Raw genomic sequence first — 17,495 nt, forward strand, 5'->3', positions numbered from 1 at the left:
TGGGTTTCGGTAGCCGCCTCTACTTTGGAGATATCGAGGATAGTGAGCCGCCCGTACTTGGTCTCTATGGCGCGTGTCTCCTATGATGATTGTCAAGCATGACATTGATTTTGTTTGATTTTAAATTCGACAAAATCGTCGAAGACCCAGCCGTTCTTGAGCGTGTCATAGATGATCTTGAGCAGCTTGCGGGCAGTGGCTATGATCGCCTTGCCCGCGCCACGGCGTTCCTTGATGCGCCGATAATGGCTGTTGAGATATCCCGAATAGCGGATCGCGATGAGCGTACATTGCACCAGCGTGGTGCGCATGAGCTTGTTGCCGCGCTTCGTGATCCGCCCGTGATGTTCGGTTTCGTTTGAGTTGCTCACCTTGGGCACGATGCCGACATAGGCGGCCAGCTTGTCCGCGTCGGAGAAGTCTTCAACCCTGCCGATCCCCGCCAGCAGGACCGCGGCAGATCGCGCACCGATCCCCTTGATGCTGGTGAGCCCCTCAAAGCCTTTCATGGCCGAGGCGGCCTCCTCGATGGCCTTGTCGAGACGGCTCAGGGTTTCGGTCAGGCCGAGCGCCTGGTCCCGCAATGCCGCCAGTTCGACCTGCTCAAGCGGTGTGAAGCGGCTGAGATCCAGGTCGCGCAGGCGCTTCTTGCTGGACAACCCTTCCTTCTTCAGCTTCATGCCGTGGCGGACAAACATCGCGTGGATGCCGTTCAGCAGCATGGTGCGCTGTTTGACCAGCATGTCACGCGTCCGGGTCAGCGAGGCCAGTTCGCTTTCCTGAGTGGACTTGAGCCGGGTTTCCGGCAGCATGTCCTTCGACAGGAAAAACGCCAGGGCGCGGGCATCGTTGCGATCGGTTTTCTTCACCGATGTGCGGATCACTTTAAACTGGCGCGGGTTGACCACAACGATCCGGCCGACACAGGGTTCCACCTCACCGCAGAACCAGGCCGTGTTGCCGGTGGCCTCGACCGCCAGTTCGTCATCCGCATCAAGGCTCTGACAGAACTGCTCAAGCGCCTGCGCGGACAGTTGAAAGGTTTGGAATGTTTCCGATCCGTCCGTCTCACGCCGACAGATCGTGAAGGAATTCGTATGAAGATCGACACCTATGTAAGCCATGGCTATACTCCCTGCTCAAGGAGGCGGAGCCCCCAATGGGGCGTGAACGGCCAAACCAAGCTCCTATGCAGGATCACCGGCCAAAACCGGGCCCTATGGGGGCTGTTCGGAAACAGGCGAAGGCTAAGCTCCACTACAGGGTCACAATGCCCTACGAAAACATCCAGCCTGAGACCTATCCGCCTCCCCGAATCCTCTAACAGATTCAGGGCGTTTGGCCGATCACAAATCATTCATACCCCCTCCACTAATTGCTCAATTGCACGCCTAAAGGTGGCGCGGCTCATTCCGACAAGTTTTGCCAAGTCTTCCTGCTTTGACATGACGTTTCCGTCTTTCTTGTGCAATCGCATCAGTTGGCGTGCGACCCTTGCCTGTGGAGGCAAGGCTATCAACGTGCTCACGAGGTCTGCAGCCATCATCATTCTGTTGGTCGCAAGATGAAAGAGATACCGCCAATCAGCGGGTTGGCGAGCCAGATGTTGCCTCAGGCTTATCTGCGGTACATTAAAAATGCGAACTGGTGTCACAGTCTCCAAAGAGAGCTGTCGTGCTTCGCCGAACAATAGTCCGCCGTCTCCGAGCCAATCGCCCGGTCCTGCACGATAAAAGGTGCACTCTTTTTCGCCCGAAATTGCAATTAGAACGTCAATATTTCCCTGCTCCAATCCGATCAAAGCGTCGGATGGGTCACCAGCAGAGTAAATTCGAGTTCCTGCTGGTAGGGTCACCCACCGCCCCAAAGATGAAATTGTCTCTTGGAATCCAGGCGGCTGTGTTGAAAGCCATCCGATGGTAGCAAGCTTGTCGAGATACTTCAGATTTGCGTTCACCCTACTCTGGGGACCAGAGCTCGAGAAATAGTCTTCCATCGTAGGCGCCTCCGAACCTTCGCCTTTGCCAAAGAGCTAGAGTTCTAATCAAAAGTGTCTAGTGATCTGTCTCGTATATGTTGGTATTTGTATTTTTAAGTAATTGATTTTATTTGTGATAAGTTAGTCGGACTAGCTCGAAGATGTTCTTTGGTGTTACCATGATGCCCGATAGTAGAATCAAATACCTTCTTCTTTGCGTCATTTGAAACAATCTCGCACTCTACTGTTGGGCCACGATGCTCATGGGCCGGCTGCCAGTGAAAAGGTACTCAACATGCAAAGAAATTCGTTTTTTTGGTTAGGGCTATCCGTGTTGGTATTGGCGCTGCAATTACCAACCTTGGCGGCGCATTCCTCTCCGATAACCGTTGTTTCGGCAGGCGGAAGCTATGGTGAAGCTCAGGACAAAGCGCTTTTTGAGGACGCGGCCAGAGCTACGGGAATTGAGATTTTACGCGAGTCCGGGGCCAGCATGTCCAAGACCTGCTTACAAGTGGCATCGGGCTCTGTGACTTGGGATTTGGTTCTTGCGGGCTCGGCAGGGGCTGCCTCGGCCGCCGCCAATGGTTGCCTCGAGAAAATCGATTTTGGTCTGGTTGATACCTCTGATTTCTTGGAAAGAACCTATACAGACCATTGCGTCGGCACAGACGTTTTCGCGACAGTAATGGCTTGGAACACCGAAAAGTTCGGGGAACCCGGCAGCGAAGGAGCGCCCCAAAACTGGGCTGATTTCTTTGATGTCGAGAGATTTCCAGGAACACGCGCGTACCGAGCGAACAACGTGAATGGCGTTCTTGAGCCAGCGCTTCTTGCCGATGGTGTGGCGCCAGAGGACGTGTACGCTGTACTTTCGAGCCGAGAAGGAAAAGAGCGTGCTATCAATAAAATTCGCGAGCTCAAACCGCACATCGCAGTCTTCTGGGAGACCGGCGCCATGCAAGCGCAGCTGGCTAAAGATGGGTCGGTAGATATGCTTACGGGTTGGAACGGTCGGTTCGAAAACGTGAAAGAAGACGGCTCGAATGTTTCTTATACATTCAACGAAGCTCTGTTGGACTATAGCTGCTTCGCCATTCCGAAAGGATCGCCTAACAAAGAGACTGCGATGCAGTTTTTGGCTGAGATTTCAAAGCCGAAGTATCAAGCTCAATTGCCTACTTATATCCCCTATGGCCCTACAAACACGCGTGCATATGAGTTGGTTGATCTGCCACCCGAACGTGTTTCAATGCTACCGTCGAGCCCGGCCAATGTTTCCTCGATGATCCCTATCGACGTCACTTGGTATGCAGAGCACCGCGAAGAGGCGCTTGAAATGTATATGAATATGTTGAGCGAGTAGGCCGTTTGCACTAAAATCTCGAGTGATTTCAATATTTGAGCTCAATTGTGACGTGGCGCCAAAGAACGAAGAGCCCAGATCCCATACAAATACGGGCGCTTGCCAAGCGCTATGACTCAGACTTCGCGTTGAAGTCTTTTGATCTGGACGTACAGGGCGGCGAGTTTCTGACCGTTCTCGGACCCTCTGGTTCTGGGAAGACGACCCTCCTGATGGCAATTGCTGGGTTCATACGTCCAGATTCTGGCAGTATAAAATTTGGCGCCGATGAGGTTGTTTTAATGCCACCACACCGACGAGACGTTGGCGTGGTTTTTCAAAACCACGCTTTGTTTCCCCATATGACTGTGGCGGAAAACATCGCGTTTCCGTTGAAGATGCGGGGCATTGGAAAAAGTCAACGCAAAGCACAAGTCGAAGACGCACTGGACATGGTGCAACTTTCGGGATTTGGGCAGCGAAGGATTGACGAGCTTTCAGGTGGCCAAAGCCAGCGCGTCGCTTTGGCGCGCGCGGTCGTGTTTCAACCTCGTGTGGTTTTAATGGACGAGCCGCTTTCAGCTCTGGATCGCAAGTTGAGAGAGAGCATGCAGTTCGAACTCAAGCGACTCCACCATACTCTTGGTTTTACGACAATTTACGTAACCCATGACCAGCGCGAAGCGCTGACGATGTCGGATCGAATTGCCGTAGTGAATAGCGGAGAACTTGTCCAATTGGGGACACCCGAAGAAGTCTACAATCAACCAAAAAATGCGTTTGTAGCGAATTTTGTTGGTGAATCCGCGATGATACCACTGGTCAAGGAAAGCTCAGGTAATCTGACTTATAATGAGCAAATCATTGGGCGTACCGAGATAAACGCTGGTGACCCGGATTGGTTTCTTGTTGTTCGACCAGAGAAGCTCTTCCCTTTACAGCGCGACGACCAAGTGAGCGATCAAACCATTGTTTTTCAAGGTACTATCTATGACTCATTTTTTGAAGGTGGGTCCAATGCTCTGGTAGTCGAGATAGATCACCTAGCGAACATCAGGGTAAAACTGGATACGCCGTCCGGTGCTAACAGAAAGGAGGTCCAAATTGGACATCGGGTTTCCTTTGGTCTTCATCGGAAAGATGTAGTGATTGTTCCGAGAGAGTAGTTGAAAATGCAGCAGGATTTTTCCGAAATCGGTTTTGCGAACAGTCAACTGCTCCACCGTCAGCAGGTCAGGGAAAAGTGGCTGTTGTGGGCTCTTGCTCTGCCATCCTTATTGATCATTTCTTTCGCTGTGCTGACACCTCTATCGTGGCTTTTCCATCTATCTTTCATAGGAGATGACGGGAATTACTCTCTTGAGAACTATCGAACAATTGTCGAGCAGAGATCCTACGCCCGAACATTTGCAACGACGTTTCAGGTGAGTATTTGTACAACACTTATTTGCATCGCTTTGGGGTTTCCGTTTGCCTATTTTCTTGTTCATTTGCCGAAACGGTTGGCGAGTTTAATTTTTGTTGTTGTTCTTCTGCCCTGTCTGACATCGCTGCTTGTGCGGACTTATGCTTGGCTTGTTCTCTTGCAGAAGGATGGTTTGATCAACACCTTCGCGCTGACCATCGGTCTAGTGGACGCTCCTTTGCAGCTGGTCTACAATTTTACCGGCACGCTTGTCGGTATGGTTCACATCATGCTGCCGTTTTTCGTCCTGCCCGTATACAGTTCCATTTCGAAAATTGATCAAAAACTCCTCCCAGCGGCAGCCACTCTCGGAGCCCGCCCTTCAATTGCATTTTGTTATGTGTTTTTGCCTTTGGCGTTTCCGGCAATAGCGGCTGGCGGGCTAATAGTCTTCATTCTCTGCCTTGGATTTTATGTCACTCCCGCCGTTCTTGGTGGGGGGCGTGTCACCATGGTTTCAAACCAGATCACCGCCATTCTCGAGAACCGGTTTGATTGGGGTGCGGCAAGCGCACTTGGCGTTGTCCTATTGCTGACAACCTTTGCTACGCTCTTTCTGTTGATACTAATTTTTCGTTTCAGCACTCGTTTTCTTGGGAGAGGCTGAATGCGCTTGTAGAAAAGCGTGCAATTTTGACCCCCTAAGCGGGGAAATCGGCGTCCAAATTTGACCCCTCCCTATGGTTGTAGACATCCTTTTCATTGAGCAGTCGATGGAGAGGCAAGCGGGATGATTTGCGTGGAAACTATTAGAAAAGTGCGTCGCTTACACCTGATCGAAAAAAAGAGCATCAAGGAAATTTGCCGTTCGCTCAATTTGAGCCGTGCAACGGTTCGAAAGATAATCCGATCGGGAGTGACGGAGTTCAAATATGAGCGCAAATCGCAGCCATACCCGGTGCTCGGGCCTTGGCGCGCGCGTCTGGATGAAACGCTTGAGGAGAACGAGGCGCTTCCGAAGAAACACCGCAAGCGGATGACCAAAATCTGGAAGGAACTCTCCGATGATGGTTTTGGCGGCGGGTATGACAGTGTTCGACGCTACACAAAGAATTGGCGCATTGCGCACGGCCGACAACAGGCGCAGGCGTTCATCCCGCTGATCTTTGATCCTGGGGAGGCGTACCAGTTCGACTGGAGTGTGGAGACGGTTTTGATGGACGGTGCACTCACGACCGTGAAGGTTGCCCATTTCAAACTTTGCCATAGCCGCATGCCATTCTCCATTGCCTATCCGCGCGAGACGCAGGAGATGGTCTTTGATGCCCACGACGAGGCCTTCAAATTCTTTGGTGGAGGCTGCATCAACGGGATCTACGATAACATGACGACCGCCGTCGATGCGATCCTGTCGGGCAAGGAAAGAAAGTTCAACAAGGCATTCTCCCGGATGTGTTCTCATCATCTGGTGAACCCGATCGCCTGTACGCGCGCGGCCGGTTGGGAGAAGGGTCAGGTTGAGAATCTGGTCAAGGAGAGCCGCGCCTATAGTTTTACACCGCGTCTGGAGGTGGCCGACTTCGATGAATTGAATGCCCGGCTGCAAAAAGACGCGATCAAACGCGCAAAAGAACTGCGGCATCCGGAAAACCTGGAGGTGACGGTCTGGGAGGAGTTCCAGCAGGAAAAGCCGCTGCTGACGCATCTGCAGAAGCCCTTCGTCGGGTTCCGTGAAAAGACGGTCGCCGTGAGCCGAACCTGCCTGATCAACTTCGAAAGAAACAAATACAGCGTTGAGGCAAGAGCTGTTGGACGTCAGGTCCAGTTGCAGGTCTACGCCACGCGGATTGTCCTGCGCCAAGACGGTGAGATTGTCGGAGAGCACGAACGGTGCTTCGGCCGAGGAAAAACGATCTTCAACCCTTGGCACTATGTGCCCGTCCTCAAGCGCAAGCCTGGCGCTCTGCGCAATGGAGCACCGTTCCGTGACTGGGACCTACCACCGGCAATGACGCAGATCTGGACCCATCTGCGGGGCACATCCGACGGAGACCGGCAACTTGCCGATATTCTTTTCGCTGCTTACCAGCACGACATTGATGTGGTCGAGGCTGCCTGCGAAGAAGCTCTAAAATCTGGCCTGCGCAAGGCCGATGCGATCCTGAACATTGTCTCTCGGCGCACCAATCCCCCGCCGCCAAAGGCGATTGAGCCGCCTGCCCACCTGCAGCTGAAAATGGCACCGATCGCGGATTGCGCTCGCTATGACAGGCTTGGAGGCTCCCATGCAACTGCGTAAGGAAATTCTCGAACTTGCCCGTCAACTGAAGTTGCCAGGCATCGTCAACTGCTTTGACGAAGTGATGCAGGCCGCAGCCAAAAACAACTGGCGGCCCCAACAGGTCGTGGCCGAACTCCTCACGGCCGAACTGGCCGAAAAGACTGCGCGCTCGATCCGGTATCAGATGGGTGCCGCAAAGTTCCCGGTCTGCAAGTCCTTACCTGAGTTCGACTTCACGGTCAGCCCCGTCAACGAGGAAGTCGTGCGCAATCTTCATGACGGCGATTTTATGGACCAGGCCAGGAATGGCGTGCTGGTCGGTGGAACCGGATCGGGCAAAACGCATCTCGCAACAGCGATCGGGGGCCACGCGGTCAATAACCGCCGGCGGGTCAGGTTCTTCAGCGCTGTGGATCTCGCGAACAAGCTGGAGGCTGAACATCGCGAAGGCAACGCCGGGCGGCTCAGCGAGCAGCTGATCCGCGTCGACCTCGTGATTATAGACGAACTCGGTTATCTGCCGTTCGCAGAGTCTGGTGGACGATTACTCTTCCATCTCATCAGCAAACTGTACGAGCGAACGTCTATTCTGCTAACAACCAACCTCGCATTTGCTGAATGGCCGAGTGTGTTCACAGATGCCAAAATGACCACTGCTCTCCTGGATCGACTGACACACCATTGCGATATCATCGAAACCGGGAACGAAAGCTGGCGAATTAACCACCGCGACTAACCTCGAAATCGGGGAATAAATTCAAAACAGACAGCAGGTCAAACCTTCAGTCGAGCTACGCTCTCTTTTCGGTTTGACCTGCTGTCCACCCCCTCCTGAATCAACCTAAACACGACCCCCTCAACGCCCCTCTTAGCTCCAAGGGGGGTCAAATTTGGACGCCGATGGGGGGTCATTATTCAATGCCGATTGACAGGTCTGGGGGCTGCTCTTCCTGTGGTGGACCATTCCGACCATCCTGAATGGTCAGGCTTTTCTGGTATTCGAGATCAATCGAGACGACGATCCAGTTCTATTCTGGGCCATTGTCTGCCTCTGGGCTTTGTCAGGACTGATGATGCTCGCCGCCAGCCTTTTTCCGCAATACGCCCATCTGATGACCTGAGGGATGAAGATGACCAAAATGTATCATCACCTGCCTGTCGAAGCTTATACCTCGCAGGATTGGTTCGACCGAGAACAACAACAAATCTTCTCACGCACCTGGCGTTTTGCGGGACTGGTTGAAGATATCGAAGGCCCCGGGCACTATCTGTCGGTGCAGGCAGGTTTGAACAACCTGTTTGTCGTTATGGGGCGCGATCACCGGCTGCGGGCCTTTCACAATATTTGCCGCCATCGCGGTACACAACTGATCCGCGCGGTTGGAAAGACGCAAAAAGCGCTGACGTGTCCTTACCACGATTGGACCTATGATCTGGAAGGCAATCTGATCTCCGTCCCCGATGAGGCGTCGGAATTTCCCGGTGGTATCGATAAATCCTGCCTTGGCCTCAAACCGGCGAGCGTAGACGTCTGGCGCGGTATGTTGTTCGTCCATCCTGATCCGAACGCGCCCACGCTTGCGGAGTGGTTTGGCGAGGTCGATCCATTCCTTGGCCCGCACAAGCCCGAGGAATTGGTAGAATACGCTGAAGGCCGGAACACCTATGAGATCAAGGCAAATTGGAAGATCGTTGTCGAGAATTACATCGACGTCTATCACCTGAGCCACCTGCACTCGAACACCCTGCACATGTATGATCATGCCAAAGCAGAATACGGGTGGAAGGGGCCGCATTATCATTTTTGGGAGCCTCCGTCCGCGGAGTACGCCAAGGACCACGAGGCGAACCTGCCGATGCCGCGCGCGATTCCAAAACCCCATGTTGGCGCCTGGGTTCCAATGCTCTTTCCCGGCATTGGTATCGGGGCCAGTGAGGAAAGCTGGAACCTGTTTATCATTACGCCACTGGCGCCGGACCTGACGCGTATCGAAAACCGCTCGAAGCTGGCCAACGCATCAGACTGGGCGTTTCAGAAACAGCAGTGGAAAAGCTGGGGCTTTTGGAAGGACTTTGGCGGTGCGAAGTACCAAGGGGACGACGTCGCTGGCGAAGACGATCCGATGGCATCCGGAGATTTCACGACCGAGGATATCTATGCCTGCGAACAACAACAGAAGTCTCTGAAAAGCCCTTATCTGGAAATCGGCCCGGCCGGGATTGGTGAAAGCCCGATTACCCAGCACCAGAAAGCCGTGTTGGAGTTCATGAAGGATGATTGAACAATGCGGAGATCGCTCATGACGCCCGTTCAAGCCACCCTGACAGGCGTGGTCATCGCGTCGGCTTTGGTGCTGACAGCGCAAGCAGAAACGCCTGAGGAGATCTCTGCCCGTGTCATTGCGGCTCAAGACGAAGATAGCCTTCTGGCTACGTGGGACAGTTGGCATCCCGAAGCCACACACCGGATCGTCCTCAAATACGGTACCGAGCAGGAAGATGATGTCTTCACTTACCGTGTGGGGGACGTTACCGCCGCTACCGATGCTGAACTCCCCAAGGATCTGGAGGACTATAAGGTAACTGAGCGATCCAAGCCTAAATTGACCACCCGCACCGAAGATGAGGTCCACCACGTAACCGCGGTTACGGATGTTGAATATGATTGGCAGGGATATGCCGGAAAAATGCGTCAAACAGATGAGTTTGTCTTTGAACCTTACCTTGGCGGGATAGTGATCCGGTCATTGACCACAACCTATGACTACCGGTGATTGGGTGATTTAATGCGACGCGACTTCTATCCATTGAGCGTATCTGACATCCGCACAGAGATCGGCGGTGTAGCCACAAGTGTCACTTTAGATGTCCCTGCCAGACTGGCTGATCTGTTTAAATGGACAGCGGGGCAACATCTGACTGTCAGTTTTCTGATCGAAGGACGGGAGCATAGGCGCAGCTACACCATCTCAAACCCTCCTGGATCCGCACTGCGTATCACTGTGAAACGTGTGAAAGGCGGGATCGTGTCGAACCATATTGGTGATGCTCTGTCGGTAGGGGATATCATCGAAGTCATGCCCCCCTTTGGAAAGTTCACCTTAACGCCCGGACCCCTTAAACGCCGCACGCATTATTTCTTTGGCGCGGGCAGTGGTATCACGCCCCTATACGCGATGATCAATGCCGTTTTGACGGCAGAGCCGCATTCCGTCGCGCATTTGGTTTTCGGCAACACCAACGCGGACAGTATCATTTTTCGGGACGAGTTGGAGCATTTTCAAGCTCGATACCCGAAACGCTTTTCTGTGCGACATGTTCTGTCACACCCGTCATTGCTCAGTTGGTTCAGCCCTTGGCGCACGGGTCGGTTGGATGCAAACGCCGTTCAGGCCGCTATTGCCGAGACCCCACCTGTAGCGCAGGACGTGCAGTACTGGATCTGCGGTCCGGGCAGCATGAACACGGACCTGCGGGCCGCGCTCAAGAATTTGGACGTGCCAGACGATCGCATTCACACGGAAAGCTTTGGTGGCAATGTTGAGCCCGACCTCAGCACATCAGGGGTAGCGGCGACAGCCCGCATAAATCTGCATGGTGCATGGCATGACGTACCGGTGGCTGCGGGTCAAACCATACTGGAAGCTGCTCAAGCGAAAGGCTTGAACCCACCATACAGTTGCCAGTCCGGTGTTTGTGGTGCCTGTGTTGCCCGGCTTACTGAAGGGGCCGTCCATATGCGGAACCGAGTTGCACTCGAAGACGACGATATCTCAAAGGGACTCGTTCTGTGCTGTCAAAGCGTAGCGACGCAAGAGAGCATCACGTTGAAGTTTGAGGAGTAGAGTCGGGATCACGACAATCGCAGATAAAAACGAAGCAATCAAATCAAAACCCTGCACCGCAGGTTAAGGGATTTTTCGTGTTTGCGGCAAGAAAATCAAAGCTCCTTACTGACCCGCATCCTGACTTAACTTACTGGTATTCGTGGCCAATTCGCACAAGATGATACCGTCACCTGCCTTTCTACTCGATGTGTGGAATGGCGGGTAACAGATCGGTTTGTCATGGGAACTAAAGGATTTACTGGGCACCTTAGGAATCCCGCGCTAGTTGTCTAATGCGGTGAGGAACTTGGTCGCGCGTTGCTGCTGGGTCTAGCCCGGATCGAGCAAGTCAACTGATCCGGGCTTTCTATCAAAGACCGTCGCGGGCTGGAAATGGGCCCGCGTTACAGGTGCCGCTAGGCAGGGACTTTGGCTAGTTCAGGTTGCGGCCCTGTAACCTTACTGGGTGTTCCCGACACATAGACTTCCTCAATCGAGCGGTCGTCTCCCATCATCTGCAGGACGAACAGCTCTTGTGACAGGTTGTCTACGCGGTCCATACGTAGGGCCATGGCCGGGGTGCTGCGTGCGTTCAGAACAACTACGTCGGCTTCGCTTCCTGGGGCGAGCGTACCGATTTTGTCTTCGAGGCCCAGAACGCAGGCATTGCCGCGGGTTGCCCAATGGAACGCTTGCAGAGGGTGCAGGGCTGTCCCTTGCAATTGCAGGACTTTGTAACCTTCGTTCAGGGTTTGCAGCATTGAATAGCTGGTGCCAGCACCAACATCCGTTGCAATCCCATTGGCGATTCCGCGCGCGCTTAGCCTGGCATGATCAAACAGGCCGCTGCCTAGAAACAGGTTCGAGGTCGGGCAGAACACGGGATGCGCGCCGGTTTCGGCCAGCACGTCAATCTCTCGCGGCTCAAGATGAATGGAGTGTCCCAGCAGGGTTCTCCGTCCCAGCAAACCGTAGGACTGGTAGACATCCAGATAGTCCCGCGCCTGCGGGTAGAGTTGTCTGGTAAAAGCAATCTCGTCCTTGTTTTCCGACAGGTGTGTCTGGATGTGGCAGTCGGGATGCTCTTGCGCCAGCGCCTGGGCCATCGCCATCTGGTCCGGGGTTGAGGTGATCGCAAACCGGGGCGTGATGACATAGCCATTGCGCCCTTTGCCATGCCAGTCGGCGATCAGGGCTTTGGTGTCGTCATATCCGGTTTGCGGCGTATCCTGCAGCGCCTGAGGCGCGTTGCGGTCCATCAGGACCTTGCCTCCGATCATACGCATGTTGCGTCTGGTTGCCTCGGTAAAGAACGCGTCAGCCGAGGGTTTGTGGACCGAGCAATGGGCAACCGCCGTCGTGGTGCCATGCGCGATCAACTGGTCATAGAACGCCCGCGCCATGGTCGCGCTGTGCCCGTCCGAGGCAAAGCGGGTTTCTTCGGGGAATGTGTAGGTGTTGAGCCAGTCCAAGAGCTGTGCGCCCCACGAGGCGATCACCTGCACTTGAGGGAAGTGGATATGGGTGTCGATAAACCCCGCCATCATCAGATGAGGGCGATGGTCCGTCACAGGCACGTCTTCGGCCTTTGCGCTGATCGTCGAGAACGGGCCGGTGTCCTGAATGATCCCGTCCCGGATCAGCAGCGCGCCGTCCTCAAGATAGGTATAGGCGCCGGTATCTTCGCCGTTCTGGGGCTCACGATGAAAGGTCAGCAGACGACCGCGCAGCAATCTCTGTGTCATGGAATGTCTCGTATGTCGTGGGAAAACGGGTAGGGGGGCAGCCCTGAGGCTGCCCCATCATGGATCAGGCCTGTTGTGCAGGTGTATCGTCGTCGATCAGATCGGGCTCATCTGGAACGATCACGCGATGCTCAAGATCCTCTTTAGGGGCGAGCATCGGGTAGAGATACAGGAACCCGCCGACGATCAGATAGCCGATTGTAATCCCGTCGAACTGCGGCATCTGCAGCGTGTAAGAGTGGATGATCCCCACCGCCGACATCAGCCCGCCGGCGACGGCAAACGCCCCTGCCATACGGAACCGGCCGTCAATCACGTCGGCCACAATGGCGCCCCAAATCAGACCTGTGATGATCGCACCCTGGCTTAGCGCCAGATGTCCTTCGTAATGGGCCCCCTCCATCAACAGCGCCGCGGTCAGGCCTTCGTCACCCAGCGCAGGCAAGCCTTCGACACCGCTACTGCGCAGCGCGTTCATCAGTGACCCCCATTTGACCATCAGGAAGGCCGAGATATGGGGCAGGATCGCGAAAGATACCGCAGCCATGTGCATTGGCTTCACTGCCCAGGCCGTGTTGGTGATCAGGCTAACCGAGACAAAGACCAGAACGGGTGCCGCAGCCGCGATCGGGATAAGACCCGCGAGGAAGGACAGGAAGCCCAGGAAAGCGGCAGCCGCGATCACAACGGCCACACCCACGATGTAGCCCGCATGTGCATCAAGCCGCTTGTAGGCCGGATGACCGATGTAAACGGTCGTCGGGAAAGGAGAGCCAAACAGTGCGCCCAGCATCGTGCCCGCGCCATCCGTTACCTGGCACAGCCCGACGGGGTAGTGATCGCCCGCGGCCTCGGCGGATTCCACGTTGTTCATGGTTTCGATGAAGTTGTAGATCTGCACCGGGATCAGCACCAGAAACAGCTCAGGGTTGGCGAACAGGTACTGCACACCGGCGACAAGGTCACCGAAATAGGGGATCGGCGGGTAGAAGCCGATGCCGCTTGTGTCGATTGTCGATTCACCAATGATGATGGCGATCACCGTACCAGCCGCAATCGCGACCAGACCGGCAGGCACATTCCCCGGCAGGCGGAACCGCCCGATCAGACCCCAAAGGATGAACAGCAACGAGGTAAAACCGATGATCGGGCTCTCAAACACCTCGGCCAGGGGGACGGAGCCGATAAAGACCAGCGCAATGCCGCACAACGTGCCGAGCATCCCGGCGCGCGGTGTAATGCGTTTCAGGTAGGGACCCACAAACGCCCCAAGGGCTGCAACGATCCCGCCCATGAAGCCCGCGCCGATTCCTACCTGCCAGGCCAGCATCGGGTCATTGGTGGCCCAGTAAATGGGTCCAATTACGCCGAAAAGATAGACGAACATGACCGGCGTCGAGATGCCGTAGGGCAGGGCGGTGACATCTTGGCCCTTCCTGGTGGCCGCCCATTTGGCGAGAGCCGTGTAGACCCTGACACCGGCCAGGATTGCTATGGCGGCACCGGGTACGATGCGGCCAAAAACGATCTCGGCTGGCATTTGGAACACGAACTGACAGACCCCGGAAAGGATCAGCAGGTTCACTAGGTTATCCGTAAAAAGCGCCCAGAAAGCGCTGAAGTCGCTGCGGGTAAAAAGCTTGTATTCGTAGGTCCTCCCGTCCATGACGGTCTCCTCCTCTGATAGGACCGGAATTGCCTGGTGGATGTCAGGCGGATCTCCCTCTCCGGTCGTGATGTTGGCCCGCATGGGGCGCCTTGGTTGCCCCGGTTGGGGCGGTCGCGGCAGTTTCAGAGGTCAGTTCAGCCATCACCTCGGCCACCACAAAGGCGGCGATGACGCTGGGCCGCTTGTCGCGGCTACCGCTTGCCCCGATGGGGCATCTCAAATGTTCGATGGATTGTCCGTCACACTGTTTGTGTGCCCAATTCCTCAGCTTGATCCGCTTGGTCGCGGATCCGATCATGCCAACATAGGCCGCATCCTGACGGTCAAGCGCGGCGGTGGTCAGCAGGAAATCCAGCCCGTGATCATGGGTCAGGACGATAAAGGCGCTGCCCGCAGGCGCACTGAGGATTTCGGCTTCGGGGATTGCACTCAGCCGGGTTTCAACATCCGCGGTGCAGAGGTCAATTTCCTCGGCCCGTGTGTCGACAAGGATGCAGCGCACAGGCAAGTGCTGAAAAAGATCCGCAAGTGCGCGCCCCACATGACCCGCCCCCATCACGTAGACATGCGGCAAGGCATTTTCGCGCAGCGCCGCCCGGTCGGTTGCGGCCCCCTTGTCCGAGGACCGCATGCGGGTCAGTTGCAACTCGACCCGTCCCCCGCAGCACTGGCCAATTTCGGGTCCGAGCGGTACATCCATTTCCCGGTGTAGCGACCCGTCTCGCAGCATGTCCCGCGCGGCGTTGATGGCCATGAACTCCAATTGCCCACCGCCGATCGTCCCCCAAAGCGCGCTTGGCGATACGAACATCTCAGTCCCTTCGTTGCGCGGCGAAGACCCGCGCACACGCGTCAGCGCGATGCGGATTACGCTGCTTTGTTCGGACAGAAACGTCTTCAGGGATTGCGCTGCAGGCATCGTTTAGGCACCGTTTTGCAGGCGGGCAACGGCCATCAGGACACGCTCGGGCGTGGCCGGGGCGTCCAGTCGAGGACATTCCCGGTAGTCGGCGACGGATGCCACGGCCATCGACAAGGCCTCGAACACCGAAATACCCAGCATGAAGGGCGGCTCGCCCACGGCTTTGGAGCGTTTGATCGTCAACTCTCGGTTTTCCGACCAATCGGCGAGTTTGACGTTGAAGATACGCGGGCGGTCCGACGCCAGCGGGATCTTGTATGTCGACGGAGCATGGGTGCGCAGGCGACCGGCATCATCCCACCAAAGCTCTTCGGTGGTAAGCCAGCCCATGCCCTGAATAAAGGCCCCCTCAACCTGACCCTTGTCCAGAACGGGATTCAACGAGCGTCCGACATCGTGCAGCACATCCGTGCGGTCGACCTGGTATTCTCCGGTCAGGGTATCTATGGTCACTTCCGAACAGGATGCGCCATAGGCGTAGTAGTAGAACGGGCGGCCTTGGCCCTTATCACGATCCCAGTGGATCTTGGGGGTTTTGTAGAACCCGGCTGCCGACAACTGCACACGCGCCAGATAGGCCCGTTTGATGAAGACATCGAAGGGCAGAACCTCTTCGCCGATATGAACATGGTTGGTGAGAAAGATCACCTGCTCGGGGCTTACTTCCCATGTTTCCGAGGCGAATTTCACCAGCCGTTCCTTGATCTGCTCAACCGCGTTCAACGCGGCCATTCCGTTCAGGTCGGTGCCGCTAGAGGCTGCGGTGGCGGATGTGTTTGGGACCTTCTCGGTTGTTGTCTTGGTGATCTTGATCCGGCTGAAATCAACCTGAAAGGCCGCAGCCACCACCTGCGCGACCTTGGTGTTGAGGCCTTGCCCCATTTCAGTGCCGCCGTGGTTAAGATGGATCGAGCCGTCTTTGTAGACATGCACCAGTGCACCGGCCTGATTGTACCACGTCGACGTGAACGAGATGCCGAATTTCACCGGCGTCAGCGCGATCCCCTTTTTCAGGATCGGGGAGGATTGGTTGAAAGCGATAATGTCCTGACGGCGCTGGCGGTAGTCTGAGGTCTCCTCCAACTCTCCGACCAGCCGGTCCAGAATGCTGTCTTTGACCACCTGATGATAAGGCGTCACATTCCGCTCTTCGGTGCCATAGAAATTGGCCTTTCGCACATCCAGAGGGTCCTGACCCGTGGCGTAGGCAATTTCCTCGATCATCCTTTCCGCCGCGATTACCCCTTGCGGCCCGCCAAATCCGCGGAAAGCGGTGTTTGAGACCGTGTTGGTTTTCATCGGATGGCTGTCAAGGCGCACATTCGGGTAAAAATAAGCGTTATCTGCGTGAAACAGCGCACGGTCGGTCACCGGCCCCGACAGATCTGCCGAGAACCCGCAGCGCGCGGCAAAGCTGCTTTCAACAGCTTGAATGCGACCGGCATCGTCAAAGGCCACGTCATAGTCGATCACAAAGTCATGGCGCTTGCCGGTTGCCGTCATGTCCTGATCCCGGTCGGGTCTGATTTTGACGGCCCTGTTCCACTTCTTCGCGGCCATGGCGGCCACAACGCAGAACAGGTTCATCTGGCTTTCCTTGCCGCCAAAGCCACCACCCATGCGACGGACATTGACCACAACCGCATTGGACGGTACCCCAAGAACATGGGCCACCATATGCTGCGCCTCAGATGGATGTTGGGTCGAACAATGCACGACCACATCGTCATCTTCGCCCGGAATGGCAAAGGCGATGTGCCCTTCAAGGTACATGTGGTCCTGACCGCCAACGCGCATCCGGCCTTGGATCCGATTGGGGGCCGCAGCCTGAGCGGGGGCAACATCCCCGCGCTCTAGCTTGAGAGGGGCGGTGACATACGGGTAGCCAGCGTTTTGGGCCTCCGTGGGGTCAAGCGCATGGGGCAGGGTTTCGTATTCGATGTCTGCCAGCTCGGCGGCACGGCGTGCGATGTCGCGAGTCTCGGCTATGACGGCAAACAGGGGTTGGCCGTGAAATTGAATGGCGTCAGTTGGGAAAACCGGCTCGTCGTTCAGATGCGTTGGGCTGATGTCATTGACCCCCGGCACGTCATCTGCCGTCAGAACACCAACAACGCCGGGTGTCGCCAGAACCTTCGCAAAATCGATGCCCAACAGTTTGGCATGGGCCACATCGGACACGCCAAGATAGGCGTGCAGCGCGCCTTGGGGCAGGGTGATATCGTCGGTGTAATCGGCCCCTCCGGTAACATGCTTGATCGCGCTGTCGTGGTTGACGTCGGTGTGGGCGGCCCCAACGATGGAAACGGTGTCTTTCATTGTG

Annotated in this window: 14 protein-coding genes; 8 read left to right on the forward strand and 6 right to left on the reverse strand. The window is 55.7% G+C overall.

All coding sequences use genetic code 11. The features are described from left to right. Window positions 1-92: 92 nt before the first annotated feature. Both ACOERD_RS21005 and ACOERD_RS21010 read right to left on the reverse strand, forming a co-directional pair. The gene (locus ACOERD_RS21005) at window positions 93-1,124 is read right to left on the reverse strand and encodes an IS110 family transposase (RefSeq protein ID WP_419737763.1); all 1,032 of its coding nucleotides are present in this window, start codon (window positions 1,122-1,124) and stop codon (window positions 93-95) included. A 233-nt stretch (window positions 1,125-1,357) separates the two neighbouring features. Beyond that, complete coding sequence (locus ACOERD_RS21010) at window positions 1,358-1,996, reverse strand: Crp/Fnr family transcriptional regulator (protein WP_419740333.1); 639 nt, start codon at window positions 1,994-1,996, stop codon at window positions 1,358-1,360. 313 nt (window positions 1,997-2,309) lie between these two features. On the opposite strand from ACOERD_RS21010, the gene ACOERD_RS21015 reads away from it, so the two are divergent. The 8 genes from ACOERD_RS21015 to ACOERD_RS21050 all read left to right on the forward strand — a co-directional run bounded on the left by ACOERD_RS21015 (window position 2,310) and on the right by ACOERD_RS21050 (window position 10,854). Next, window positions 2,310-3,344, forward strand: a complete 1,035-nt coding sequence (locus ACOERD_RS21015; RefSeq protein ID WP_419740562.1) for an ABC transporter substrate-binding protein — start codon at window positions 2,310-2,312, stop codon at window positions 3,342-3,344. Window positions 3,345-3,391: 47 nt separating this feature from the next. Beyond that, window positions 3,392-4,489 carry an ABC transporter ATP-binding protein gene (locus ACOERD_RS21020; protein ID WP_419740334.1) on the forward strand — a complete coding sequence of 366 codons (1,098 nt, stop codon included), beginning with the start codon at window positions 3,392-3,394 and terminating at the stop codon, window positions 4,487-4,489. A gap of 6 nt (window positions 4,490-4,495) precedes the next feature. Beyond that, window positions 4,496-5,395: an ABC transporter permease gene (locus ACOERD_RS21025; RefSeq protein WP_419740335.1), complete on the forward strand. Its 900-nt coding sequence runs from the start codon at window positions 4,496-4,498 to the stop codon at window positions 5,393-5,395. 123 nt (window positions 5,396-5,518) lie between these two features. Continuing rightward, complete coding sequence (gene istA, locus ACOERD_RS21030) at window positions 5,519-7,027, forward strand: IS21 family transposase (protein ID WP_419737605.1); 1,509 nt, start codon at window positions 5,519-5,521, stop codon at window positions 7,025-7,027. Next, the gene (gene istB / locus ACOERD_RS21035) at window positions 7,014-7,745 is read left to right on the forward strand and encodes an IS21-like element helper ATPase IstB (protein WP_419737606.1); all 732 of its coding nucleotides are present in this window, start codon (window positions 7,014-7,016) and stop codon (window positions 7,743-7,745) included. The genes istA and istB overlap by 14 nt, the downstream gene beginning before the upstream one ends. A gap of 388 nt (window positions 7,746-8,133) precedes the next feature. Continuing rightward, a complete protein-coding gene (locus ACOERD_RS21040; protein ID WP_419740336.1) occupies window positions 8,134-9,291 on the forward strand; it encodes an aromatic ring-hydroxylating oxygenase subunit alpha in 1,158 nt (385 codons plus the stop codon). A gap of 18 nt (window positions 9,292-9,309) precedes the next feature. Then, complete coding sequence (locus ACOERD_RS21045) at window positions 9,310-9,783, forward strand: hypothetical protein (protein ID WP_419740337.1); 474 nt, start codon at window positions 9,310-9,312, stop codon at window positions 9,781-9,783. Between the two features lie 12 nt (window positions 9,784-9,795). Next, window positions 9,796-10,854 (forward strand): 2Fe-2S iron-sulfur cluster-binding protein, encoded by a 1,059-nt coding sequence (locus ACOERD_RS21050; protein ID WP_419740338.1) that lies wholly within the window; start codon window positions 9,796-9,798, stop codon window positions 10,852-10,854. A 398-nt stretch (window positions 10,855-11,252) separates the two neighbouring features. Here ACOERD_RS21050 and guaD read toward each other — a convergent pair whose 3' ends face one another. The 4 genes from guaD to xdhB form a co-directional block, all read right to left on the reverse strand. Further along, entirely contained in the window at window positions 11,253-12,581 is a 1,329-nt protein-coding gene (gene guaD, locus ACOERD_RS21055; protein WP_419740339.1) for a guanine deaminase, read from the reverse strand. A 64-nt stretch (window positions 12,582-12,645) separates the two neighbouring features. Further along, window positions 12,646-14,247, reverse strand: coding sequence for a xanthine/uracil/vitamin C permease (locus tag ACOERD_RS21060; RefSeq protein WP_419740340.1), 1,602 nt, complete (start codon window positions 14,245-14,247; stop codon window positions 12,646-12,648). Between the two features lie 43 nt (window positions 14,248-14,290). Next, window positions 14,291-15,169, reverse strand: coding sequence for a xanthine dehydrogenase accessory protein XdhC (xdhC, locus tag ACOERD_RS21065; RefSeq protein WP_419740341.1), 879 nt, complete (start codon window positions 15,167-15,169; stop codon window positions 14,291-14,293). Between the two features lie 3 nt (window positions 15,170-15,172). Continuing rightward, window positions 15,173-17,491 carry a xanthine dehydrogenase molybdopterin binding subunit gene (gene xdhB, locus ACOERD_RS21070; RefSeq protein ID WP_419740342.1) on the reverse strand — a complete coding sequence of 773 codons (2,319 nt, stop codon included), beginning with the start codon at window positions 17,489-17,491 and terminating at the stop codon, window positions 15,173-15,175. Window positions 17,492-17,495 lie beyond the last annotated feature (4 nt).

The organism is Ruegeria sp. (assembly GCF_965199275.1).
GTDB lineage: Bacteria > Pseudomonadota > Alphaproteobacteria > Rhodobacterales > Rhodobacteraceae > Ruegeria.